Below are 21272 nucleotides of genomic sequence, written 5' to 3' on the forward strand. Positions count from 1 at the left end.
GCGGCTGTCCCCCCCTTTGCCCGCACCGCCAGATGGCCGATGCCCACCCGCAGCGGCGGCGCGTAGCATGCGCCCATGTTTCGCCGCCGCCCCCCCCTGCCACCCTTTCCGCCCGGCGCCTTGCTGGTCGGCGGCGCGGCGCGCGACTGGCTGCGCGGGGTGGCCGCCAAGGATTACGACTGGGCGGTGCCCGACCCCAGGGCGGCGGCGCTGGCACTGGCGGCCACCACCGGGGGCGCGGCCTTTGCCCTGGACGACGAACGCGGCTACTGGCGGGTCCATGCCCCGGGCGGCGTGCAGCACGATCTGGTGCCACTGCCGGGCGACGTGCAGGCCGACCTCTGGCGGCGCGACTTCACGGTGAATGCCATTGGGATAGACGCGGCGGGGCAGGTACTGGACCCCACGGGTGGCGTGCGCGACCTGCGGGCGCGGCGGCTGCGCATGGTCTCGCCCCAGAACCTGCGCGCCGATCCCCTGCGGGCGTGGCGGGCGGCGCGCTTTGAAGCCACGCTGGGGTTCCGGCTGGAAGGCGACACGGAACGCACTGTGCATGAGGTGGCGGCCGAACTGGCGCGCGGCGCCTTACCCCTGCCGGCCCCGGAACGGGTGCGCGACGAACTGCACGCCCTGCTGGCCCACCCAGAGGCAGCGCGCGGCCTTCTGCGCCTGGAAGGGCTGGAGCTGCTGGCCCTGACGGTGCCCGAACTGCGCGAGGGGCTGGGGCTGGGGCAGGGCGGCTTTCACCATCTGGACGTGTTTCACCACGGTATAGAGGCGCTGCACCAACTGCTGGCCCGCCAGCCCCACGCCCCGTTGCCCCTGCGCTGGGCCGCCCTGCTGCACGATGTGGGCAAGCCGCGCACCCATACCCGCGATCCCGACACCGGGCGTCAATCCTTCCACGGCCACGACAAGGTGGGCGCGGCCCTGACCACGCAGATCCTGACCCGCCTGAAGCTGCCCGGCGACGACATCCGCCACGCGGCGGCGCTGGTGGGGGCGCACATGGTGCCGCTGCCGGCCACGGAGCGCGAGGCCCGGCGTTTTGTGCACCGCCGCCGCGAGGTGCTACCGGACCTGCTGAGCGTGATGCTGGCCGACCGCGAGGCCGCGCGTGGCCCGGCGAGTTCCGAGGCCAGCCGCCGCGCCTACGCCCAGGCGATGGACCGGGTGCTCGCGGCGCTGGAGGCCCAGCCCAGCCCCCCGCCCCCACTACTACGCGGCGAGGCCATCATGGCGCTGCTGGGCGTGCCCCCCGGCCCCCGCGTGGGGCAGGCGGCGCGGGCTCTGGGCGAAGCCGCTGCCCTGGGCGAAGTGCACACCCCCGAAGAGGCGCGGGCGTTCGTGCAGCGCTGGGCCCAGGCGCATCCGGCCGAAGACCACTGACCGGCCTCTGCCCTGTCCCGCCTATCGTGCCGCTGTCAGAGGCGCGAGAGCCTGGGGCCGCTATCCTCTCCCCCGACATGGAAGCCCGCAGCCCGAACCAGACCCTTGCCCCGCACCCCGTGACCCCCGACTGGGTGACGGACGCGGTGTTCTACCAGATTTTTCCTGACCGCTTTGCCCGCTCTGGCCGCGTGGAGGGCCTGAACCTGCAGCCCTGGGGCTCGGCCCCCCATTTTCAAAAGTACATGGGCGGCGACCTGTGGGGTGTGGCCGACAAACTGGACTACATCGCCTCGCTGGGCGTGAACGCCATTTACTTCTGCCCGGTGTTTCAGTCGGCGGCCAACCACCGCTACCACACGCACGACTACTACCAGGTGGACCCCATGCTGGGCGGCAACGCGGCGCTGCGCCACCTTCTTGACGAGGCGCACGCCCGGGGCATTCGCGTGGTGCTTGACGGCGTGTTCAACCACGCCAGCCGGGGCTTTTTTCAGTTCAACGACCTGCTGGAACAGGGCGAGGGCAGCGCCTACCGCGACTGGTTTCACCCCTCGGCGTGGCCGCTGAACGCCTACGACGAGAGCAAGCCCGCCAACTACGCGGCGTGGTGGGGCAACCGCGCGCTGCCCAAGTTCAACACCGACACGCCCGCCGTCCGCGAATTTCTGTGGGACGTGGCCGAGCACTGGATCCGGTTTGGCATCGATGGCTGGCGGCTGGACGTGCCCAACGAGATTGACGACGACGCCTTCTGGCAGGAGTTCCGCCGCCGCGTCAAGGCGATCAACCCGGACGCCTACATCGTGGGAGAAATCTGGGGCGACGCCCACCGCTGGCTGGCCGGCGACCAGTTTGACGCCGTGATGAACTACCACTTCACCCGGCCCTGCCTCGCCTTTTTTGGCGCGCGCACCCTGGACCACCCCATGAACGAGCGCAGCGGCACCGGGCGCGTGGAGCCCATGGACGCCGCCGCCTTCGCCGCCCGCATGACAGAAGTCACGCAGATGTACCACCCGGACGTGGTGCGGGTGCAGCTGAACCTGCTGGACTCGCACGACACCGCGCGCTTTCTGACGGCGGTGGGGGGCGACGCCAGCGCGTTTGGGCTGGCCACGGTCTTTCAGATGACCTACGTGGGCGCGCCGTGCATCTACTACGGCGACGAGATCGGCCTGCCCGGCGGCCCCGATCCCGACTGCCGCCGCGCCTTTCCCTGGGACGAGCGCGAGTGGAACATGGACACCCTGACCCTGATCCGCCGCCTCACCGCCGCGCGCCACGCCACCCCCGCCCTGGGTCACGGCACCTTTGAGGTGACCCACGCGCAGGGCGAAGGGCTGGTCTACGCCCGGCGCCACGAGCGCGGCGACGCCTACGTGGGCCTGAACGCGGGCCTGAAGACGATGCACCTGCCTTTTACCGGCGTGCGCCCCGGCGCCTACCGCGACGTGCTGACCGGCCGCGAGGTTCACCTGACTGGCGACACGCCGCTGGGTGTTCCCGGGCGGGGCGCGCTGGTGCTGGTGCCAGAAGGGATGTAGGTCGTCGGTTGTGGGTTGTGGGGTTCTCCTTCCCCCTACAACCCACAGCCCACACCCCACAACCCCTCAGAGCAGCAGCACCTCCACCTCATCCCCCGCTGCCACCGCCTGCCCCTCTGGCACGACCACCAGGGCCTGGGCCTCGCTGAGGGACCGGAGGATGCCGCTGCCCTGCGCGCCGTAGTCGTGCGCGGCGCCGTCCCGTAGCACCGCGCGCCAGAACGCCGTTTTATCGGGCAGGGCAGCAAAGGGCGTGGCCGCGCGCAGGCGCAGGGGGTGTGGCGCCTGTCCGGTCAGGACCGGGCGCACGATGACCTCGAACACCACGAGGCTGCTGACCGGGTTGCCGGGCAGGCCAAATACGGGCAGGCCATTCCAGCGGCCCAGCAGGGCGGGGCCCCCAGGGCGCATGCGCACCTTCCAGAAGCTCACCTGCCCGCGCTCCAGCAGCAGGTCGCGCAGAAAGTCGTACCTGCCCATGCTGACCCCGCCGCTGCTCAGCAGCAGGTCGGCGCCGCCCGCCTGTTCCAGCGTGGCGGCCAGGGCGGCCGGGGAATCGGGGGCGTGGCCCAAAGGCATCACCTCGCAGCCGCACTCGGCCAGCAGGGCGCGCAGGCCCACGCTGTTAGAGTCGTACACCTGCCCTGGGCGCAGGGGCTGGCCCGGCAGCACCACCTCGTCGCCGGTAGACAGCAGCGCCACCCGCAGGCGGCGCCTGACCGGCACCTCGGCGTGGCCCAGCGCGGCGGCCAGGGCCAGCCGGGCCGGGGTCAGGGGTGTGCCGGCCCGCAGCACCACGTCCCCGGCGCGGAAGTCACCGCCCTCGGCGCGCACATCGCCGGGGCGGGCGGGGCGCCGCAGGGCTACGTGGTCGGCGCCGTCCTCGGTCAGCTGTTCCACCGGGCAGATGGCATCGGTGCCGGGCGGCAGCGGCGCGCCGGTATAGATGCGCACGCACTCGCCGGGGCCCACGCTGCCGGCGAAGGGCACCCCCGCGCGGCTCTCGCCTACCATGCGCAGGCGCACCGGGGCCTCCGGGCGGGCAAGCAGGGTGTCGGCCTCACGGGCGGCAATGCCGTCCAGGGCGCTCTCGGTGGCGCTGGGGTGGCTGACCAGCGCGGGCAGATCGGCGGCCAGGGTGCGGCCAGCGGCCTGCGCCAGCGGCACGGTTTCGTGGCCCAGCGTGGGCAGCAGGGCCGCCAGATGGGCGCGGGCCTGGGGCACGGTGACGTGCATGGGAAAGTCGGGCCGGGTCATGAAGGCAGGATAGGCGCGCGGCGCACCCAGCACGGGCCCGCGCGGCCTACCCTGGGGCATGGGCGCGTGGTGGTGGCTGCGTCGGGCGCTGCTGGCGCTGGCCTGGACCCTGGGGCTGTTTGCCCTGGGGGTGTGGGGGTTGCAACAGGCCGGCTGGTGGCCGGAACAGGAGGAGGCCAGGCCGGTGGCCCAGCCGGCGCCGGCCCCAATCCAGGTGGGCGCGGCGGTACCGGCCGATAAACCACCACACCCGGAGCCCGTCGCCACCATCTCCCCGGGCACCCCGCAGGCCACGGCGGCGCCAGCCCCACAGCCCCCGCGAACGCTTCTGACGCCCCCGGCGCCGTCCGGGGCGGCGTCGGCCCCGTCGGCCAGTCCTGCTGCCCCCAGCCCCGCCGCCCTGGCCCCCCTGAACGCCGTGCGCCGCCGCGCGGGCATGGCCCCGGTGAAGCTGCAGGCCGCGTGGGCGCCCGGGTGCGCGGCCCACGCCCGCTATCTGGTGCGTGAGGACCGCGCCGAGCACCGCCAGGACCCGAAAAGCCCCTACCACAGCGCGGCGGGCGAGGCCTGCGCGCCGGGGCACTACTTCGTGTCCTCGCGGGCGGATTCCGGCGCGGACCGGGCGGTGGGCTACTGGGCCAGCGGCGCGTTTCACCTGCCGCAGCTGCTGGACCCCCGCCTGACCCAGGTGGCGCTGGGCGTGGCCCACGACGGGGGCGGCGCCCTGCGCACGGCGGTGGTGCTGGACGTGCGCAGGGGCCTGGGCAAGGCCGCCGGGCGCTACCCGGTGCGCTACCCGGCCCCCGGGGCGACGGGCCCGGGTGGCCCGGCGGCGGCGGGTGAATGGCCCGACCCCACCGCTGGCTGCGCGGGGCTGGCGGGGACGCCGGGCGCCCCGGTGGCGCTGCTGCTGGGCCCGGATGGGCCGGCGGTGCGCTCGGCGCAGGTGTGGGTGAACGCGCGCCCGCAGTCCGCCTGCCTGCTGACCCCCCAGACCTTCCAGGGCGCCAATGCCAGCGAGACCCGCGCCGGGCGGCAGATTCTGGCGGCCCAGGGCGCTGCGGTGCTGCTGCCCCACGCCCCTTTGCCCCAGGGCGCGCAGGTGAAGGTGCGCTTTGACACGGCGCGCGGCCCGGTGGGCTGGGCTTTTCGCGTTGGGCCCTGAGCGCGGAGCGCCGCACCCCGCCCTCCCCCCTTGGTAGACTCCGCCCAGGCCCCAGCGCCCACCCGGCCGCCCCCGCTTTCTCTGGCGGGCCGGGGAACGGAGACCCCATGAACATCACCCAGGACAAGGTCGTCGAACTCGACTACACGCTCACCGTGGACGGCGAAGTGATTGACCAGAGCGAAAGCGGCGAGCCGCTGACCTACCTGCACGGCCACAGCAACATCATCCCGGGCCTGGAACGCGCCCTGGAAGGCAAGGCGGCGGGCGACAGCCTGCAGGTCACCGTGGCCCCCGAAGATGGCTACGGCGAGCGCGACGAGGACAATGTCGAGGAACTGTCGCTGGAAGACTTCGAGGACGATGTGGAAGTGGGCGCCACCTACTACGCCCAGGCCGAAGACGGCAGCGTGATGCCCTTTACCGTGATGGCCGTGGAAGGCGACCGCGTGCAGGTGGACTTTAACCCCCCCCTGGCCGGCATGACCCTGAACTTCGACGTGAAGGTGGTCAGCGTGCGCGACGCCACCCCCGAGGAACTGGAGCACGGCCACGCCCACGCCGACGGCGATCACCAGCACGACTGAAGGCTGAAGGAAAAGCGCCCCCACCTGTACGGGATGGGGGCGCTTTTCTGGCCGTGAGCTCTGAGCCGTGGGCCATAAGCTTCGGGGTTCCTCATGGCTCATGGCCCAGAGCCCATGGCCCCTTCACTCCTGATCGTCGTACAGATGCAGCAGTGCGGCGTCCGGGTCGCCGCCGGGGTGGTGGTGGCGGGCCACCAGGCGGGCCACGCGGGGGCGGGCACCGGCGTGGGCCAGCAGGCGGGCGCCCAGTTCGGGGTGGTGGGCGCGGATACCCAGGGCGCCCACGGGCGGCAGCAGGCGGGTCAGGCGGTTGGGAATCAGGCCCACGGCCACGCGCTCCCACAGGTAGTAGGGGCGCAGGCTTTTGCCGCAGTCGTGCAGCAGGGCGGCGGCCACCAGTTCGCTGTCCACCTGCGGGTGCTCGCGCAGCAGGTGGCGGGCCACGCGGCAGGCGTGCTCGCGGTCACGGGGGTCCATGCTCTGGTACACGCGGGCCTCGGCGCCGGTCAGGTGGCGCTGGGCCCAGGCGTCGTCGGGCTGGGCGTCTTCGGGACTCATGGAGCGCCACAGCCGACGGGCCTTGGCGCGGTAGCCATTCACCTTGCGGCGAATGCGGGCGCTGAGGGTGCGGTGCGGCATACCCAGAGGATACGCAAAGCCCGCCCACGCGCCGGGCACGGACGGGGCAGGCAGGAGCCATAGCGGTAACCAGATGACCTGAAGGTGAACCCTTCAGGCCATCTGGAGCGAGCGAAGCGAGTGACCGCGACAGACAGCGGTTGGCGTGGCGTTCAGGGGGATGCTTTCCTCCCCTGGGCGCAACGGAAGGCCGCTGTCAGTCTGCGGCGGTTTCGGCTTCCACTTCCAGGGCGGCCAGGGCGCGCTCGGCGCTCATGGCGGCGCGGGTGCCGGCGCCCACGCTGGTGCCCAGCTGACGGTAGATGTAGTCACTCACGTCGCCGGCCGCAAACAGCATGGGCACGCTGGTGTAAATCTCGTCGGTCACGTCCACGTAGCCGTCGGGGCGCAGGTTGACGGTGTCTTTCACGAACTCGGTGTTCGGCACGTGCCCGATAAAGATAAACACGCCGTCGGTGGCCATGTCGGTCACCTCGCCGGTTTTCAGGTTCTTCAGCCGCACGCCAGTCACGGTGTCGTCGCCCTGAATTTCTTCCACGGCCGTGTCCCAGATGAACTTCATCTTGGGGTTGGCAAAGGCGCGGGCCTGGGCCACCTTGTTGGCGCGCAGGGTGTCGCGGCGGTGAATCAGGGTGACCTCGTCGGCGAACTTGGTGAGGAACAGGCCCTCTTCCACAGCCGCGTCGCCGCCGCCCACCACGACCACTTTCTTGCCCCGGTAGAAAAAGCCGTCACAGGTGGCGCAGGTTGACACGCCCTTGCCCCAGAAGTGCTCCTCGCCGGGCACGTTCAGGCGCTTGGGGTTGGCGCCGGTGGCCAGAATCACGGCCTTGGCGCGGTAGGTGCCGCCGTAGCCGGTGACCGTGAAGGGGTACTCGTGGTCGTGCTCGTCGCGCACGATGGCCTGCACCTCGTCCATCTCGATCACGCCGCCGAACTTCTCGGCCTGCTGCTGCATGCGGCTGGCGAGTTCCATCCCGCTGATGGGCTCGGGGAAACCGGGGTAGTTCTCGACTTCCTCGGTCTGGGCGATCTGACCGCCGGGCAGGCCCTTTTCCAGAATCAGGGTTTTCAGGCTGGCGCGGCCGGTGTAAATCGCAGCGGTCAGGCCGGCGGGGCCGCCGCCGACGATCACCACGTCATAGGTGTGGGTGTTGCCCGTCATGGATGAAGCGTACCACCGGCCACGATTCGGGATGGTCAGCCATGCACAGTTTGTTTTTTAAAGTACTTCAGATCTTCAGGGCAGTGGAGTGAAGCGCGAGACGGTCCACTCGCCAAAACCGTCTGCGATGCCCTTGTCGCCCCGGCCGCTGTACAGGTACACCGGCAAGCCCAGCGCCGGGTCGTAGCGAATCCGCACCTCTGGGCAGGGCAACGTGGCCTGATACCGCAGCGTCTGGGCAAGGCTGTCAAAACGGCCCTCTACGGTCAGCCGGGCCAGCGGGCTGGGCTGACCTGCCTCGCCGGGCACCAGATTCAACGCCACCACGGCGCCGTCCCGAACCGTTACCCGCGTGGCGGGCAACAGCACCGGCGCCGCCACCTGCCGCACCTCGTAGCTGTAGGCGCTCAGGCCCTGGGCGGCCCAGCGCGCCCGGGCCTGGGCCAGTTCGCGGCTCAGCGCCGCAAAGTTAGGGCGAACAAAGCCTGGGCGGCAGCCCTCGGCCGCCGGACCCGGCGCCCCCGCACCCCCCGCCTGGGCCAGCGGCGCGGCCAGGGACAGACACACACTCAGACTCAGCAGGGCCACGCGCAGGGGTGCAGACATGGCCTCAGGCTAGCGGGTCCGGCCGCACGCCGTTTGAAGCTGGCCTTCAGCAGGCGCGGTCCAAGGTCCCGGGGGCCGGGGCGTACCCTGAGCGCCATGACCACGCCGCCCCCCATCCTCGACCTGGGGTATTCGCTGTGCCCCAACGACACCTTTATTTTTCACGCCCTGCACGCCGGGCTGACCCCTTCGCCGCTGCCGGTGCGCGAGGTGCTGGAAGACGTGCAGACCCTGAACGACTGGGCGGTGGCCGGGCGCCTGCCCATGACCAAGATCAGTTACCGCGCCTATTTTGAGGTGATGGACCGCTACGTGGCGCTGCGGTCGGGCGGCGCGCTGGGCCGGGGCGTGGGCCCCCTAATCGTGACGCGCGGAGACGTGCAGGACCTGAACGGCGCGGCGGTGCTCTCGCCCGGCGCGCTGACCACCGCCGAACTGCTGCTGCGGCTGGTCTTTCCCGGTGTGCAGGTGCTGCGCGCCCGCTACGACGAGATCATGCCGGCGGTGGCGCGCGGCGAATGGAACGGCGTGCGTATAGACGCCGGGCTGATCATCCACGAGTCGCGCTTTACCTACCCGCAGCACGGCCTGCACAAACGGCTGGACCTGGGTGCGTGGTGGGAAGGCGAAACCGGGCTGCCGCTGCCCCTGGGCGCCATTCTGGTGCGCCGCGACCTGCCGCACGACCTGCAGGGTCAACTGAACGAGGCGGTGCGCCAGAGCCTGGAGTACGCCTACGCCCACCCGCAGGCGTCCAAGGCCTACGTGCGCCAGCACGCCGCCGAACTGTCTGAGGAGGTGATGCAGGCACACATTGACCTGTACGTGAACGCCTTCAGCCTCGACGTGGGCGAAGAAGGCGAGCGGGCCGTGCAGGAGTTGCACCGCCGGGCGGTGGCAGCAGGCGCGGTGGCCCCCAGTGCCCTGCCCCTGTTCGTGCGCTGATCCGGCCTCCAAGAAGTTCCGGCATATTCCCAACCGGAGGGACTCGCAGCACGGCGCGGCAGGGAGGAGAAGGATCGCTGGCAATTGGCGTTGGAAGGGGCTGGCGGTGGGGAACATCCAGTGCGGCTCTGGCTGGTTCGGAGACACACGGCCTGACCGTTCAACGGCCGGTGGCGCCTGAAGCTGGCCTTCAGCCCACCTTGAGACCACGCTAAAGCGGCGCTCAGAAGGTATGCATGCCCCCACTGTGCCCCTGGGGTGGCCCTTAAGTTGGCCTCGTTCTACGTCCGGCGCGGCGCCGCCTTCCTCAGTGCTTCCTCTGCCCGTGCATTTGCTGGCCGGGGCCCAGGCTGTTCGGGGGCGATTTCTGGTGCTCGCGCCGCCCGAGGTCCTTGCATGCGTCTTTCCCTGCTGACCCTGAGTGCGCTGCTCACCGCCTCTGCCCTGGCCCAGAGCGCGCCCCCCACGCCCCGCCCCCTGCCGCCCTCGGAGCCGCCCGCCACCGTGACGGCCACGCGCAACGAGCCCACCGCGCTGGAGTTCACCCCGGACAAACTGGCGCGGCTGAAGGTGCCTGCCGGCTTCACCCTGAAGGTGATGGCCACCGGCCTGGGCAACGCCCGCATGCTCTACGTGATGCCCGACGGCGGTATCTACCTCACCCGCCGTCAGCAGAACGACGTGTGGTACCTGAAAGACGTCAACAAGGACGGCAAGATCGAGGCCACCGAGCGCAAACAGGTGGCCCAGAACCTGAAGCTGGCGCACGGCCTGGATGTGAAAGACAACAAGCTGTACGTCGTGGGCGAGAAAACCATCTGGGTGATGGACATGGCCCGGGACGGCACCCTGAGCGTGCCGCGCGTGTTTGCCGACGGCTTCCCGGACGCCGGGCAGCACCCCGCCCGCACCCTGAAATGGGGCCCGGACGGTTACCTGTACGCCAGCTTTGGCTCCACCAACAACGACGCCCCCACCCCCAACCCCGAAGAAGCCACCATTCTGCGTATTGCCCCAGACGGCAAAACCCGCGAGGTGTACGCCCGGGGCCTGCGCCACACCATTGGCTTTGGCTGGCACCCGGTGAGCGGCGTGCTGTACGGCGCCGACCAGGGCAGCGACTGGCACGGCGACAACATCCCGCCCGAGGAAATCAACGTGATCGAGCGCGGCAAGAATTACGGCTGGCCCTTCTGCTACGGCGACAAGCAGCCCGACCCGTACGTGAACGTGGGCAACATTCCTGGCAAGGTGGCCAAGGAGGCCTACTGCGCGGGCACCCAGGGCAGCGTGCTGAACTACACCGCCCACGCCGCCGCCATTGCCCTGAACTACTACACCGGCACCCAGTTCCCGGCCGAGATGCGCAACGACGCCTTTATCGCCTACCGGGGGTCGTGGAACCGCGCAGAGCCCAGCGGCTACGAGATTGCCCGGCTGGTGTTCGACGCCCAGAACAAGCCCGAGCGCATTGAGCCTTTCGTGACCGGTTTCGTGTTCCAGGACGCCCAGGACGGCCTGTGGAAACAGTTTGGCCGCGTGGCGGGCGTGGCGACCTACACCGACGGCAGCCTGCTGTTCACCGATGACCAGAGCGGCGTGCTCTACCGCGTGCTGTACACGGGAGGCCAGTGATGAGAAGGGCTTTTGCCAAACAGGCCCTGCTGGGGCTGATGGCACTGGGCGCGGCGGCAGGTGCGGCGCTGGCCGGCGGCATGAACATGGGGGCGATGGCCGCCCCCGCCAGCACACCCCTGAAGGCCACGGCCGCCCTGCGCGACGCGGCCGGGCAGGTGCTGGGCACCGCCACTTTCGAGCAGCAGGGGATGGGCATGCGCGTCACCGTCCGCGTGTCCGGCCTGACGCCGGGGCAGCACGGCATGCACATCCACGAGTTCGGGCGCTGCACCCCGGGCATTGACCCGGCCACGAACACCGTGGTGCCCTTTGGCGGCGCCGGCGGCCACTTTGACCCCGGCATGAGCCGCAACCACGACGACCCCCAGGCTGGGAACAAGTACGGCCACGGCGGCGACCTGCCCATGCTGACCGTGGGCGCCGACGGCACCGGCACCGCCACCTTTACCACCCAGAAGTCCAGCCTGACTGGCATGAACGGCGTGCTGAACCGCTCACTGGTGATTCATGCCCGCCCTGACGACTACAAGAGTGACCCCGCCGGCATGACGGGCCCGCGCGAACGCTGCGGCGTGATTACCCGCGACAACTACAGCGCGCGGGATTACCCGCTGCCCGGCCCACAGGACTTTCCTGAAGGCGTGGCCTACGACGCCAAGCGCGGGTTGCTGTTCACGGGCAGCGCGGCCACCGGCACCATCTATGCCATCAATGCCAGCACTGGGGCGGTCAGCAAGTTCAACGAGGGCGGCGGCCAGGGCCGGGCCTCCTCACTGGGCCTGAAGGTGGACACCCGGAGCCGCGTATGGTCCGCAGGCGGGGCAACCGGCAAGATCAGTGTCTTTTCCCCAGACGGCTTCCCGCTGGCGATTCTGGACACGCCCAAGTCGCCCAACAAGTTCATCAACGACCTCGCCTTCGGCCCCGACGGCTCGGCCTATGTGACCGACTCCTTCCGGCCCGTGATCTTCCGCGTGGGCCCGGACCTGAAGCTCAGCGCGTGGCTGGAGCTGGGCGGCACGCCGATCAAGTACGGCCCCGGCATCAACCTGAACGGCATCGTCGCCACGCCGGATGGCCGGGCGCTGCTCACCATTCAGCTGAACACCGGCGAGCTGTGGCGCATTGACCTGCGCACCAGGGCCGTGCGCAAGGTGATGGGCGGTCTGGTCAACGGCGACGGCCTGCTGCTGGACGGCCGCACCCTGTACGTGGCGCGCAACAAGGATCAGGTGGTCAGCAAGGTCAACCTGAACGCCGACTACACAGCCGGCACCCTGGTGGCCGAAGAACCCGTGACCGGCCTGCGCTTCCCCGCCACCCTGGCGGCGGTCGGCGGCGACCTTGTGGTGACGCAGTCGCAGCTGGACAAGCTGCAGGGCGGCACCCCCGAGACGCCTTTCAAGCTCACCCGCTTCAAGAAGTTCTGAGCCGCGCCACGCAGAGAAACCCTGCGGCTGGCCCGCGCGCCCGCTGAGGCAGGGCCACGACAGACGCTTCCTCTTCCCCCGGCCCCAACTGGCCGGGGGTTTTTCCTCGTGCCCCATGCCCGCGCCCGGTCTATGCACCGTCCCTGCACCGCCTCTTCACCACGCTCCACGGTCCACCCCCACGCCCCCCATGAGCCACTTGTAAGAGCGCCGCACCAAATCGTGAGTTACGCTGGGCAGGTGACGAAACAAGGTGGCCCAGCCACCCCAGCCATCGAGGTGCGGGGGCTGTACAAGAGATACGGTTCAAACAGCGTCCTGGAGGACGTGCACCTGACCGTCATGCCCGGCGAGGTGTACGCCCTGACCGGCCCCAACGGCGCGGGCAAAACCACGCTGATCCGCGCCATGACGGGTCTGGCCTTTCCGTCGGACGGCGAGGTGCGGCTGCTGGGGCGCGACGTGCATCTGGACGGCCAGCGGGCCCGCGCCTACCTGGGCGCCGTGGTGGAGGCCCCGGCCAAGTTCTATCCGCAGTTCACCGGCACGCAGAACCTGCAGGTGCACGCCAATCTGGCGGCGATGGCCCCGGGCGGGCGGCGCATCAGCCGCGACCGCATCCGCGAGGTGCTGGCGCTGCTGGAACTGACCCGCATGGCCGACAAGAAGGTGGGCGAATATTCGCTGGGCCAGCGCCAGCGCCTGGGGGTGGCGAGCGCCATGCTGGCCGAGCCCAAGGTGCTGATTCTGGACGAGCCCACCAGCGGCCTGGACCCCCTGGGCATCGGCCTGATTCACCGCATTGTGACCAGCCTCGCCACCAGCGGCTGCGCGGTGGTGCTCTCCACCCACCACCTGCGCGAGATCGCCACCTACGCGCACACCGTGGGCATCCTGACCGGCGGGCGACTGGTGGACACCGTGGACCTGCGCGCCCGGCAGGCGGCCTACCGCTTTCGGGTGGACGACCCGGTGGGCGCGGCGGCGGTGCTGGAGCGGCTGCCCTTTGTGCGCCGCGTGTCTACCCGCACGCCCTACGCCATCGCCCACCTGGGCGGCGAAGCCCGCGTGCCCGATGCCCTGAGTCACCTGCACCAGGAAGGCATCCGGGTCTTTGAAGCCAGCCCGGACCACTTTGACCTGTACGAGTACTACCGCGAACGTGTGGAGCAAGCCTGATGACTGACCGTGCCCCCCTGCCCATGCCCCGGAGCGCCCCATGCTGACGCTGCTGACCCTGGAATTCCGCAAGCTGTTCGGTGCGCGCAGCGTGCGGCTGGCCCTGCTGGTCACGTTCCTGCTGCCGCTGCTGTGGGCCTTTGCGCCCCGGCTGGACCAGCTGATTCAGGTCAAGCTGACCAGCGGCTGGCAGTTGCCCGCCGTGAGCATCGGCGTGACCATCGGGTATCTGCTGCCCCTTTTCATTGCCGTCACGGTGGCCGAGATGATCGGCTCCGAGGTGGCGCAGGGCACGCTGGCGCCGCTGCTGCTGCGCCCGGTGGACCGCACCAAGGTGATTGCCAGCAAGCTGATCGTGGCGCTGACCTATCCCTTCCTGCTGATTTTCACCACGGTGCTGGGCTCGCTGATTGCGGGGATTCCGCTGGGTTTTGGCAGCTTTGCCGGGGGCACGGGCCTGGGGCCGGGGCTTTTTGTGGGCGTGGGCCAGCTGAGCCCGGACGCCGCCTTTGCCGAGGTGCTGCGCGGCTCGCTGCTGGCCGGCGTGGTGCTGATGCCGATTGCGGCACTCTCGCTGCTGTTCGGGGTGCTGTACCTGAACACGGCCGCCGCCGCCCTGGCGACCTTTGCCGCCCTGATCGTGATGCGGCTGCTGGTGGTGCTGCCCGACGCTATTCAGCGCATTCTGCTGACCAGCCACCTGAACCTGTACGTGCAGCAGGGCGACATCCTGACCTCGGTGGTGCTCCTCCTGATCTACACCGCCGGCTTCGGCCTGATGAGCATCTTCGCCTTCGACCGCCGCGACGTGTAGGGCGGGGCCAAAACCTGCTGCTCCGGTGCCCAGACACGGCACCGGCTTTTTTTGGCCCCAGGATGGGGGCTCAGCCGATCACGCAAGCTGAGCTGAACCCTGGACAGCATGGGGGTCAGATCAAAGTGGTGGACTGTGGCGGGGTCTGGGATGAGCAGGCGCTCTAGGCGGCGTCTGTGCAGGGCGTGCAAGTGAAGCATTCTGGCTTCGGGCGCAGCCTTGGTGCCTTCTGCAACGCCCTGTGGCGCGGTCCGGGCTGGCCACAGACTGACAAAGGCCGCTTCATTCGGAGGGCCTCCCTCGCCGCCGTGCGTGGTGGAGCGTTTGTCGCACGGCTCAGGGCCATTGGAGGAGAGGTCGCGACGGTTTGCCTGACTTTCGAATGGTCTCGACATCCGGTCGAACCCAACCATTGCCCCAGCCCCTCCGCGCTAGCCTGACCCCATGACGGCTCCCCTCTCGCTGCATCCTGGCGGCAGCCTGTACGAACGCCTTGGGCCACAGGCGCTCTCGGCGCTGGTCACGCGCTTTTACGGCCATGTGGCGGCGCACCCGGACCTGGCCCCCATCTTCCCGGCAAACCTCACCGAGACGGCCGAGAAACAGCTGGCTTTTCTGACGGGTTTTCTGGGCGGCCCGCCGCTATACCACGAGCGCTACGGGCACCCCCGCCTGCGCGCCCGCCACCTGCCCTTTCCCATCACCCCGGCGCGCGCCCGCGCGTGGCTGGCCTGCATGAACGCGGCCCTGCGTGAAAGCCCCGAAATCGGTGAGGCCGAGGCCCGCGAGCTGTACGCGGCGCTGTCGCGCGTGGCCGTGCATATGGTGAACACGCCCGGCGACTGAGCACGACACCCAGAACTTGTCCGGGCGCAGGTGCGCCGCATTCACCGGCCCACCCTTGTTCACCACCCACAATAGTTGACAAGATTTGTCATCTACTTTAGGGTAGGGCCAACCCTGCACAGGGTCACTATCCAGAGCGGCTGAGGGAACAGGCCCGACGACGCCGCAGCAACCAGGAGTGCCATGAACCAGTTCCGTGTCAACCCAGCCCCCTGCGTCTGCCCCCCGCACGCGCGCTGCCGCTGCTGTTGACGCCAGAGCCTGGCTTCTGATTTTCCTCCCCGGTGCTTCACGCCTGCCCGACCCCCGGGACCGATAGGACGAGCGCCCACGCGCTGCCCTGAAAGGACAACCTATGACGACTGCACGATGTCGCCGCTGACGACAGCTGGCCCCAGCGCCGCTGGCCCCTCTTTTTTCGTTTTCTTGCCCAAGGAGCGGTCCATGACCGAGACCCTGCACGTCCGCTGGAAGCCCGGGACCCTTGACACCCTGCTGGTGACCTCGCCGCACGGCACGCTGGAATGGAACGTGCTGATTTTCGAGCGCGTGTTCGGCGCGCCGGCCGTGGGTCAGCTGTATCTGCAGGGCCGCGCCACCGTCACCCGAGAGGCCCTGCCCGCAGCGGCCCAGGTGGCTTAAGCCTCCACCCGACGCACCCACTTTCCCCCGTCCTGACCGCCCGCTGGCAGCTCAGGTGCTCTTCCCTACCCCCACGAGGTTTCCATGACGCACGCCCCCACCCCCGCCAGCCCCAGCCTGTACTGGTTCATTCCTTCGGGCGGCGACGGCCGCCAGCTGGGCCAGCCCAGCCGCCCGGCGCATTTTGCCTACCTGACCCAGGTGGCCCAGGCCGCCGACACCCTGGGCTTTGACGGCGTGCTGCTGCCCACCGGCGGCACGAACGAGGACACGGTGATTCTGGCCAGTGCCCTGAGTGCCCTGACCCGCCAGCTGCGCTTTCTGGTGGCGCTGCGCCCAGGGCTCTTCTCGCCAGTGCTGGCCGCGCGCCTGACCGCCTCGCTGGACCGCATCACCAACGGGCGCATCAACCTGAACATCGTAACCGGCAGCGGCAACTTCGACTTTGAAGGCCTGAAGCTCAGCAGCGAGGAACGCTACGCCCTGACCCACGAGTGGCTGGTCGTGTTCCGCCAGCTGCTGCGCGGCGAAACGGTGACGCGTGAAGGCCAGCATGTGCAGGTGCACGAGGGCCGCGCCCTGCTGCCCAGCGTGCAACGCCCCTACCCGCCCATCTACTTTGGGGGCAGCAGTGAACCGGCCCTGGCGGTGGCGGGCGAGCATGTGGACGTGTACCTGAGCTGGGGCGAGCGTCCCGAACAGGTGGCCGAGAAGTTCGAGGCCGTGCGCCGGGAAGCGCAGCGCCATGGCCGCACGGTGCGCTTTGGCCTGCGCGCCCACGTGATCGTACGCGAGACAGAGGAAGAAGCCTGGGCCGACGCCGAGCGTCTGATCGAGCACGTGAGCGACGAGCAGATTGCCCAGGCGCACCAGGCCTTCCTGAACAGCGGCTCCGAGGGCCAGCGCCGCCAGAGCGCCCTGAACGGCGGCACGCGTGAGAGCCTGCGGGTGGGCCAGAACCTGTGGGCCGGCGTGGGCCTGCTGCGCGGCGGGGCCGGCACGGCCTTTGTGGGCAGCCCCGAGAACGTGGCCGCCGCCCTGCGCGAGTACCAGGCCGTGGGCGTGGAGACCTTCATCCTCAGCGGTTACCCGCACCTGGAAGAAGCCTACCGGGTGGCGGAACTGCTGTTTCCGGTGCTGGGGCGCACCAGCCCGGTGTTCACCCCGCGCGACGGGCAGGCCCTGACCCACACCGCCACGCCCACACCCGCCGAACCGCTGAAAGAGCCGGTGGGCCGCTTCCGCTCCATCTGAGCGCGACGCTCTCAGGGCTGAACCCCTGAACTGATCCCCGTCCCTGGTCTGGGCCGCCCAGCTGCGGCCCGGCGCCCTCCCCTCTTGCTTTCCCCTGTTTGAAGGAGCCCCCATGCGCCGTTCTGTTCTGCTTCCCCTTGCCCTGTCCGCCCTGTCACTGGGCAGCCTTGCCCAGAGCGTCACCTTCACCATTGGTTACCAGAAAGGTGGCCTGCCCAACATCCTCAAGGCGCGCGGCACCCTGGACCGTTACGCCGCGCAGGGCATCACCTTCAAGTGGGTGCTGTTCACCGCTGGCCCACCGCTGCTCGAAGCCGCCAACGCAGGCGCGGTGGATTTCGGCAGTGTGGGCAACACGCCCGGGGTCTTTGCGCTGGCTGGCGGCGCCGACCTGAAGTACGTGGCGGTCAGTGAAAACCGCTCCGACGACAGCGAGGCGATCATCGTCCCCAAAACCTCTGCCATTCGCAGCGTGGCGGACCTGAAGGGCAAACGCATTGGCGTGGCGCGCGGGTCCAGCGCCCACTTCTTCTTGTACAACGTGCTGCGCCGCGCGGGCCTGGACCTGAAGGACGTGACCCTGGTGCCGCTGCTGCCCCCGGACGCTCGCCCCGCCTTCGAGAGCGGCGGCATTGACGCCTGGGTGATCTGGGACCCTTTCCTGACCACCGCCCTGCAGGCCACCGGCGCGCGGGTGTTGCAAAACCACCAGGGCGTGGGGCGCGGCCACGGCTACCATCTGGTGCCGGGCGCCGTGCTGCAGGACCCCGAGAAAAAGCGGGCGCTGCAAGTGCTGCTGGCTGAACTGCAGGACACAGCCACCTGGGCCAACAGGAACCAGGGCGTGGTGGTGCAGCAGTTCAGCGATGAACTGGGGATTCCCCAGAGCGTCCTGAAGGTCACCGTGCCCCGCAGCGCGCCCTTCAACATCCGGCCGTTCCGCGCGGGCGACCTGCAGCCGTTGCAACAGCTGGCCGACGCCTTTACCCAGGCCGACGTGCTGCCCCGCGCCCTGAAGCTGGGGGCTGCCAATTTCGTGACCCTGCCCGCCTTCGCCCAGGCCCGCGCAGGGCTGGGGCTGAAGTGACGCGGCTGGACACCGGCGTGCGGGCGCCGGTCACCGCTGCGCCGCGCCCGGTGCCTGCGCGCCCCGCCTGGACCCAGGAAGCCGCGCGCTGGATCGTGCCGGCCGCCTTGCTGGCGCTGTGGCAGCTGGCCGCTGCGGCCGGCTGGCTGAACCCCCGGGTGCTGCCCGCCCCCAGCGCGGTGCTGGAAGCGTTCTGGGCCCTGGCCCGCAGTGGCGAGCTGGGGCACCACTTTCTGGTCAGCCTGGGGCGGGCGGGCACTGGGGTGCTGATCGGGGCCGGGGTGGGGTTCACCCTGGGCATCCTGACCGGCACCTTCCGTCCGCTGCACCTGCTGCTGGACAGCACCCTGCAGATGCTGCGCACCATTCCGAACCTCGCCCTGATTCCGCTGGTGATTCTGTGGTTCGGCATTGGTGAAAGCGGCAAGGTGTTTCTGATTGGCTTGGCCACCTTCTTCCCCGTGTACCTGAACACCCTGCACGGCGTGAGCAGCATCGACGGGCGCCTGAAGGAAATGGCCGGGGTGTACGGCCTGGGCCCGCTGGAAACCTTCCGCCGCGTGACCCTGCCCGGGGCGCTGCCCAGTGTGCTGGTGGGCCTGCGCTACGCCCTGGGCATCTCGTGGCTGGCGCTGGTGGTCAGTGAATCGTTTGGGGCCAGCAGCGGCATCGGGTTTCTGGCGATGGACGCCCGCGAGTTCTTCCGCACTGATGTGATTGTGCTGGCCATCGTCATCTATGCCCTGATCGGCAAGGCGGCCGACAGTCTGGTGCGGGTGCTGGAGCGCCGCCTGCTGCCCTGGCGGGTGGGCGCATGACCGCCACGCTGCCCACGCCACCAGCGGCCCAGGGGGCGGGGCGCGGCGCCCGCGTGCAGGTGCGCGGCCTGACCGTGACCTACGGCGGCGCACCCGTGCTGCGCAACCTGCATCTGGAGCTGGCCCCAGGCGAGCGGGTGGCGCTGGTGGGGGCCAGCGGCGGCGGCAAAACCACCCTGCTGCGCGTGCTGGCCGGACTCACGCCCATTCAGTCCGGGCAGGTGGAGCTGGACCACGGCGCCGACACGGCCCGCGTGCGGGTGATGTTCCAGGAAGACCGCCTGCTGCCCTGGCTGGGCGCCCTGGACAACGTGACCCTGGGCCTGGCGCCGCACGAGCGCCCCCACGGCCGCGCGGCGCTGGAAGGGGTGGGGCTGGGCGACCGCCCCCGCGCGTACCCCCACGAACTGTCGGGCGGGCAGCGCCAGCGCGTGGCCCTGGCGCGCGCCCTGGCCCACCGCCCCGCCCTGCTGCTGCTGGACGAACCGTTTGGGGCCCTGGACGCCCTGACCCGCGCCAGCATGCACGCCCTGCTAGACCGCCTGCTGAATGACACGGGCGCCACCACCCTGCTGATCACCCACGATCTGGACGAGGCCCTGAAACTGGCCGACCGCGTGCTGCTGCTCAGCGGCGGTGTGGTGACCGAGGACCTGCGGCTGCCCCAGCCGCGCCCCCGCGTGCGCTCAGACCTGGAGGACGTGCGCTTGGCGCTGGAAGCACGCCTACAGTAGCAGGGAGGGCTTTCTCAAAGCAGACGCCCTGGGGCCAACAAGCGGACCCCCACGCCACTGCCTTTCAGATTTGCCCCAGAGCCTTCGAGGGTCGCCCTCAGGATGGCTCTGGGGTCTGCTGTGAATTGGCCCTGCGGGCGTGCGCCGCTGCAGGGCCGCTCGTCTTGATGAACCCGGCCGGCACGCATAGCAGCGCCCCAGTTCACCACCGGGCCTAACCCCCGCTCTTCGCCACCGGCTGCGCTTCTATCCCCGAAGGCCACTGACCTCGCAGCGCCCTGCTCGCGTCTCTGCACTCCACATGGTCCGAGGCTTCACCTGTGCGGTTCATTGCCTCGGCCTCTCGCCTTTCTAGGCACGAACTGGACAACTCTTTTCATTTGACTAGCAGGGTGGACGCGGCCGTTTTGCCCCCTTTCCTACACTGCACAGCATGACCCCACCGACCCGCAGCATTGACGACCTCCGCGCCGAGGTGGACCAGATTAACCGCGAGCTGCTGAAACTGCTGTCGCAGCGGGGGGCCGTGGTGGCACAGATTGGCCACGCCAAGACCCAGGAAGGCCGGCCCAACCACTACGACCCCGCCCGCGAGGACCAGCAGCTCAAGGAGCTGGAGGCCCTGAACGAGGGGCCCTTCACGGCGGCGGCGGTCAAGGCCATCTTCAAGGAGATTTTCAAGGCCAGTCTGGACCTGGAAGAATCGAACGACAAAAAGCAGCTGCTGGTGTCGCGCAAGGTCAAGGTGGAAGACACCGTGCTGGACATTGACGGCGTGCGCATTGGCGGCGACGCGCCCCCGGTGGTGATCGCCGGGCCCTGCTCCATTGAATCCGAGGAGCAGATGGAACAGACCGCCGCCTTCCTGGCCGCGCGCGGCGTGAAGATTCTGCGCGGCGGGGCCTACAAACCGCGCACCAGCCCCTACGGCTTTCAGGGCATGGGCGTGGACGGCCTGATTCTGGGCAGTCAGGTGGCCCAGGCCAACGGCATGCTGTTTGTCACCGAAGTGATGGACACCCGCGACGTGGAGATCGTGGCCGAACACGCCGACATCCTGCAGGTGGGGGCCAGGAACATGCACAACTTTGCCCTGCTGCGCGAGGTGGGCCGCGCCCGGCGCCCGGTGCTGCTCAAACGCGGGCTGTCGGCCACCATTGAAGAGTGGCTGTACGCCGCCGAGTACATCCTCTCGGAAGGCAACCCCGAAGTTATTCTGTGCGAGCGCGGCATCCGCACCTACGAGAAGTGGACGCGCAACACCCTGGACCTCAGCGCCGTGGCGCTCGCCAAGCAGGAAACCCACCTGCCCGTAATTGTGGACGTGACCCACGCCGCCGGCCGGCGCGACCTGCTGATTCCGCTGGCCAAGGCCGCGCTGGCCGTGGGCGCCGACGGCATTCATGTGGAGGTGCATCCCAGCCCCGCCACCGCCCTGAGCGACAACGAGCAGCAACTGGACTTTGCCGGCTACGAGCGCTTTATCGGCGCCCTGCAGGCCCAGCTGAAGCAGCCTGTGGGCGTCTAGAA

At 69.7% G+C, this 21272-nt stretch carries 20 protein-coding genes; 16 read left to right on the forward strand and 4 right to left on the reverse strand.

Annotation, left to right across the window (positions count from 1 at the left end; translation table 11 throughout):
- Positions 1–75: 75 nt before the first annotated feature.
- Both K7W41_RS15500 and K7W41_RS15505 read left to right on the forward strand, forming a co-directional pair.
- On the forward strand, positions 76–1389 hold the full coding sequence (locus K7W41_RS15500; protein WP_224610298.1) for an HD domain-containing protein: 1314 nt from the start codon (positions 76–78) through the stop codon (positions 1387–1389).
- A 77-nt stretch (positions 1390–1466) separates the two neighbouring features.
- Positions 1467–2936 (forward strand): glycoside hydrolase family 13 protein, encoded by a 1470-nt coding sequence (locus K7W41_RS15505; protein WP_224610300.1) that lies wholly within the window; start codon positions 1467–1469, stop codon positions 2934–2936.
- Positions 2937–3002: 66 nt separating this feature from the next.
- Here the strand turns inward: K7W41_RS15505 and K7W41_RS15510 are convergent, their stop codons facing one another.
- Positions 3003–4193: a molybdopterin molybdotransferase MoeA gene (locus K7W41_RS15510; protein WP_224610303.1), complete on the reverse strand. Its 1191-nt coding sequence runs from the start codon at positions 4191–4193 to the stop codon at positions 3003–3005.
- 58 nt (positions 4194–4251) lie between these two features.
- Here K7W41_RS15510 and K7W41_RS15515 point away from each other — a divergent pair, with 58 nt between their 5' ends.
- Positions 4252–5358: a CAP domain-containing protein gene (locus K7W41_RS15515; RefSeq protein ID WP_224610305.1), complete on the forward strand. Its 1107-nt coding sequence runs from the start codon at positions 4252–4254 to the stop codon at positions 5356–5358.
- Between the two features lie 107 nt (positions 5359–5465).
- Positions 5466–5945 carry an FKBP-type peptidyl-prolyl cis-trans isomerase gene (locus K7W41_RS15520; RefSeq protein ID WP_224610307.1) on the forward strand — a complete coding sequence of 160 codons (480 nt, stop codon included), beginning with the start codon at positions 5466–5468 and terminating at the stop codon, positions 5943–5945.
- A 123-nt stretch (positions 5946–6068) separates the two neighbouring features.
- Here K7W41_RS15520 and K7W41_RS15525 read toward each other — a convergent pair whose 3' ends face one another.
- The 3 genes from K7W41_RS15525 to K7W41_RS15535 form a co-directional block, all read right to left on the reverse strand.
- A complete protein-coding gene (locus K7W41_RS15525) occupies positions 6069–6584 on the reverse strand; it encodes an HD domain-containing protein (RefSeq protein WP_224610309.1) in 516 nt (171 codons plus the stop codon).
- Positions 6585–6780: 196 nt separating this feature from the next.
- Positions 6781–7749 (reverse strand): thioredoxin-disulfide reductase, encoded by a 969-nt coding sequence (gene trxB / locus K7W41_RS15530; protein WP_224610311.1) that lies wholly within the window; start codon positions 7747–7749, stop codon positions 6781–6783.
- Between the two features lie 75 nt (positions 7750–7824).
- Positions 7825–8355, reverse strand: a complete 531-nt coding sequence (locus tag K7W41_RS15535; RefSeq protein WP_224610313.1) for a DUF6174 domain-containing protein — start codon at positions 8353–8355, stop codon at positions 7825–7827.
- Positions 8356–8451: 96 nt separating this feature from the next.
- Here K7W41_RS15535 and K7W41_RS15540 point away from each other — a divergent pair, with 96 nt between their 5' ends.
- The 12 genes from K7W41_RS15540 (at position 8452) to K7W41_RS15595 (ending at position 21270) form a co-directional block, all read left to right on the forward strand.
- Positions 8452–9300, forward strand: coding sequence for a 1,4-dihydroxy-6-naphthoate synthase (locus tag K7W41_RS15540; protein WP_224610315.1), 849 nt, complete (start codon positions 8452–8454; stop codon positions 9298–9300).
- A 396-nt stretch (positions 9301–9696) separates the two neighbouring features.
- Positions 9697–10935, forward strand: a complete 1239-nt coding sequence (locus K7W41_RS15545; RefSeq protein WP_224610316.1) for a PQQ-dependent sugar dehydrogenase — start codon at positions 9697–9699, stop codon at positions 10933–10935.
- Positions 10935–12368, forward strand: coding sequence for a superoxide dismutase family protein (locus K7W41_RS15550; protein WP_224610318.1), 1434 nt, complete (start codon positions 10935–10937; stop codon positions 12366–12368). Before K7W41_RS15545 ends, K7W41_RS15550 begins: the two co-directional genes overlap by 1 nt.
- A 240-nt stretch (positions 12369–12608) precedes the next feature.
- Positions 12609–13547, forward strand: coding sequence for an ABC transporter ATP-binding protein (locus K7W41_RS15555; protein ID WP_221088187.1), 939 nt, complete (start codon positions 12609–12611; stop codon positions 13545–13547).
- 40 nt (positions 13548–13587) lie between these two features.
- Entirely contained in the window at positions 13588–14361 is a 774-nt protein-coding gene (locus K7W41_RS15560) for an ABC transporter permease (RefSeq protein WP_224610320.1), read from the forward strand.
- 444 nt (positions 14362–14805) lie between these two features.
- Entirely contained in the window at positions 14806–15207 is a 402-nt protein-coding gene (locus tag K7W41_RS15565) for a globin domain-containing protein (RefSeq protein ID WP_224610321.1), read from the forward strand.
- A gap of 444 nt (positions 15208–15651) precedes the next feature.
- Positions 15652–15849, forward strand: a complete 198-nt coding sequence (locus K7W41_RS15570) for a hypothetical protein (protein WP_224610323.1) — start codon at positions 15652–15654, stop codon at positions 15847–15849.
- An 84-nt stretch (positions 15850–15933) separates the two neighbouring features.
- Entirely contained in the window at positions 15934–17103 is a 1170-nt protein-coding gene (locus tag K7W41_RS15575) for an LLM class flavin-dependent oxidoreductase (RefSeq protein WP_224610325.1), read from the forward strand.
- 112 nt (positions 17104–17215) lie between these two features.
- On the forward strand, positions 17216–18190 hold the full coding sequence (locus tag K7W41_RS15580) for an aliphatic sulfonate ABC transporter substrate-binding protein (protein ID WP_224610327.1): 975 nt from the start codon (positions 17216–17218) through the stop codon (positions 18188–18190).
- The gene (locus K7W41_RS15585) at positions 18187–19008 is read left to right on the forward strand and encodes an ABC transporter permease subunit (RefSeq protein ID WP_224610329.1); all 822 of its coding nucleotides are present in this window, start codon (positions 18187–18189) and stop codon (positions 19006–19008) included. The genes K7W41_RS15580 and K7W41_RS15585 overlap by 4 nt, the downstream gene beginning before the upstream one ends.
- Complete coding sequence (locus tag K7W41_RS15590; protein ID WP_224610330.1) at positions 19005–19742, forward strand: ABC transporter ATP-binding protein; 738 nt, start codon at positions 19005–19007, stop codon at positions 19740–19742. The genes K7W41_RS15585 and K7W41_RS15590 overlap by 4 nt, the downstream gene beginning before the upstream one ends.
- A 433-nt stretch (positions 19743–20175) precedes the next feature.
- Positions 20176–21270 carry a bifunctional 3-deoxy-7-phosphoheptulonate synthase/chorismate mutase gene (locus K7W41_RS15595; protein ID WP_224610332.1) on the forward strand — a complete coding sequence of 365 codons (1095 nt, stop codon included), beginning with the start codon at positions 20176–20178 and terminating at the stop codon, positions 21268–21270.
- The last annotated feature ends 2 nt before the right edge of the window (positions 21271–21272 follow it).

This window comes from Deinococcus multiflagellatus, from assembly GCF_020166415.1.
GTDB classification, from domain to species: domain Bacteria; phylum Deinococcota; class Deinococci; order Deinococcales; family Deinococcaceae; genus Deinococcus; species Deinococcus multiflagellatus.

Excerpts from the sequence above, each read along its gene's own strand:
- K7W41_RS15500 (WP_224610298.1), top strand. The coding sequence starts at position 76 with ATGTTTCGCCGCCGCCCCCCCCTGCCACCCTTTCCGCCCGGCGCCTTG.
- K7W41_RS15505 (WP_224610300.1), top strand. The coding sequence starts at position 1,467 with ATGGAAGCCCGCAGCCCGAACCAGACCCTTGCCCCGCACCCCGTGACC.
- K7W41_RS15510 (WP_224610303.1), bottom strand. The coding sequence starts at position 4,193 with ATGACCCGGCCCGACTTTCCCATGCACGTCACCGTGCCCCAGGCCCGC.
- K7W41_RS15515 (WP_224610305.1), top strand. The coding sequence starts at position 4,252 with ATGGGCGCGTGGTGGTGGCTGCGTCGGGCGCTGCTGGCGCTGGCCTGG.
- K7W41_RS15520 (WP_224610307.1), top strand. The coding sequence starts at position 5,466 with ATGAACATCACCCAGGACAAGGTCGTCGAACTCGACTACACGCTCACC.
- K7W41_RS15525 (WP_224610309.1), bottom strand. The coding sequence starts at position 6,584 with ATGCCGCACCGCACCCTCAGCGCCCGCATTCGCCGCAAGGTGAATGGC.
- trxB (WP_224610311.1), bottom strand. The coding sequence starts at position 7,749 with ATGACGGGCAACACCCACACCTATGACGTGGTGATCGTCGGCGGCGGC.
- K7W41_RS15535 (WP_224610313.1), bottom strand. The coding sequence starts at position 8,355 with ATGTCTGCACCCCTGCGCGTGGCCCTGCTGAGTCTGAGTGTGTGTCTG.
- K7W41_RS15540 (WP_224610315.1), top strand. The coding sequence starts at position 8,452 with ATGACCACGCCGCCCCCCATCCTCGACCTGGGGTATTCGCTGTGCCCC.
- K7W41_RS15545 (WP_224610316.1), top strand. The coding sequence starts at position 9,697 with ATGCGTCTTTCCCTGCTGACCCTGAGTGCGCTGCTCACCGCCTCTGCC.
- K7W41_RS15550 (WP_224610318.1), top strand. The coding sequence starts at position 10,935 with ATGAGAAGGGCTTTTGCCAAACAGGCCCTGCTGGGGCTGATGGCACTG.
- K7W41_RS15560 (WP_224610320.1), top strand. The coding sequence starts at position 13,588 with ATGCTGACGCTGCTGACCCTGGAATTCCGCAAGCTGTTCGGTGCGCGC.
- K7W41_RS15565 (WP_224610321.1), top strand. The coding sequence starts at position 14,806 with ATGACGGCTCCCCTCTCGCTGCATCCTGGCGGCAGCCTGTACGAACGC.
- K7W41_RS15570 (WP_224610323.1), top strand. The coding sequence starts at position 15,652 with ATGACCGAGACCCTGCACGTCCGCTGGAAGCCCGGGACCCTTGACACC.
- K7W41_RS15575 (WP_224610325.1), top strand. The coding sequence starts at position 15,934 with ATGACGCACGCCCCCACCCCCGCCAGCCCCAGCCTGTACTGGTTCATT.
- K7W41_RS15580 (WP_224610327.1), top strand. The coding sequence starts at position 17,216 with ATGCGCCGTTCTGTTCTGCTTCCCCTTGCCCTGTCCGCCCTGTCACTG.
- K7W41_RS15590 (WP_224610330.1), top strand. The coding sequence starts at position 19,005 with ATGACCGCCACGCTGCCCACGCCACCAGCGGCCCAGGGGGCGGGGCGC.
- K7W41_RS15595 (WP_224610332.1), top strand. The coding sequence starts at position 20,176 with ATGACCCCACCGACCCGCAGCATTGACGACCTCCGCGCCGAGGTGGAC.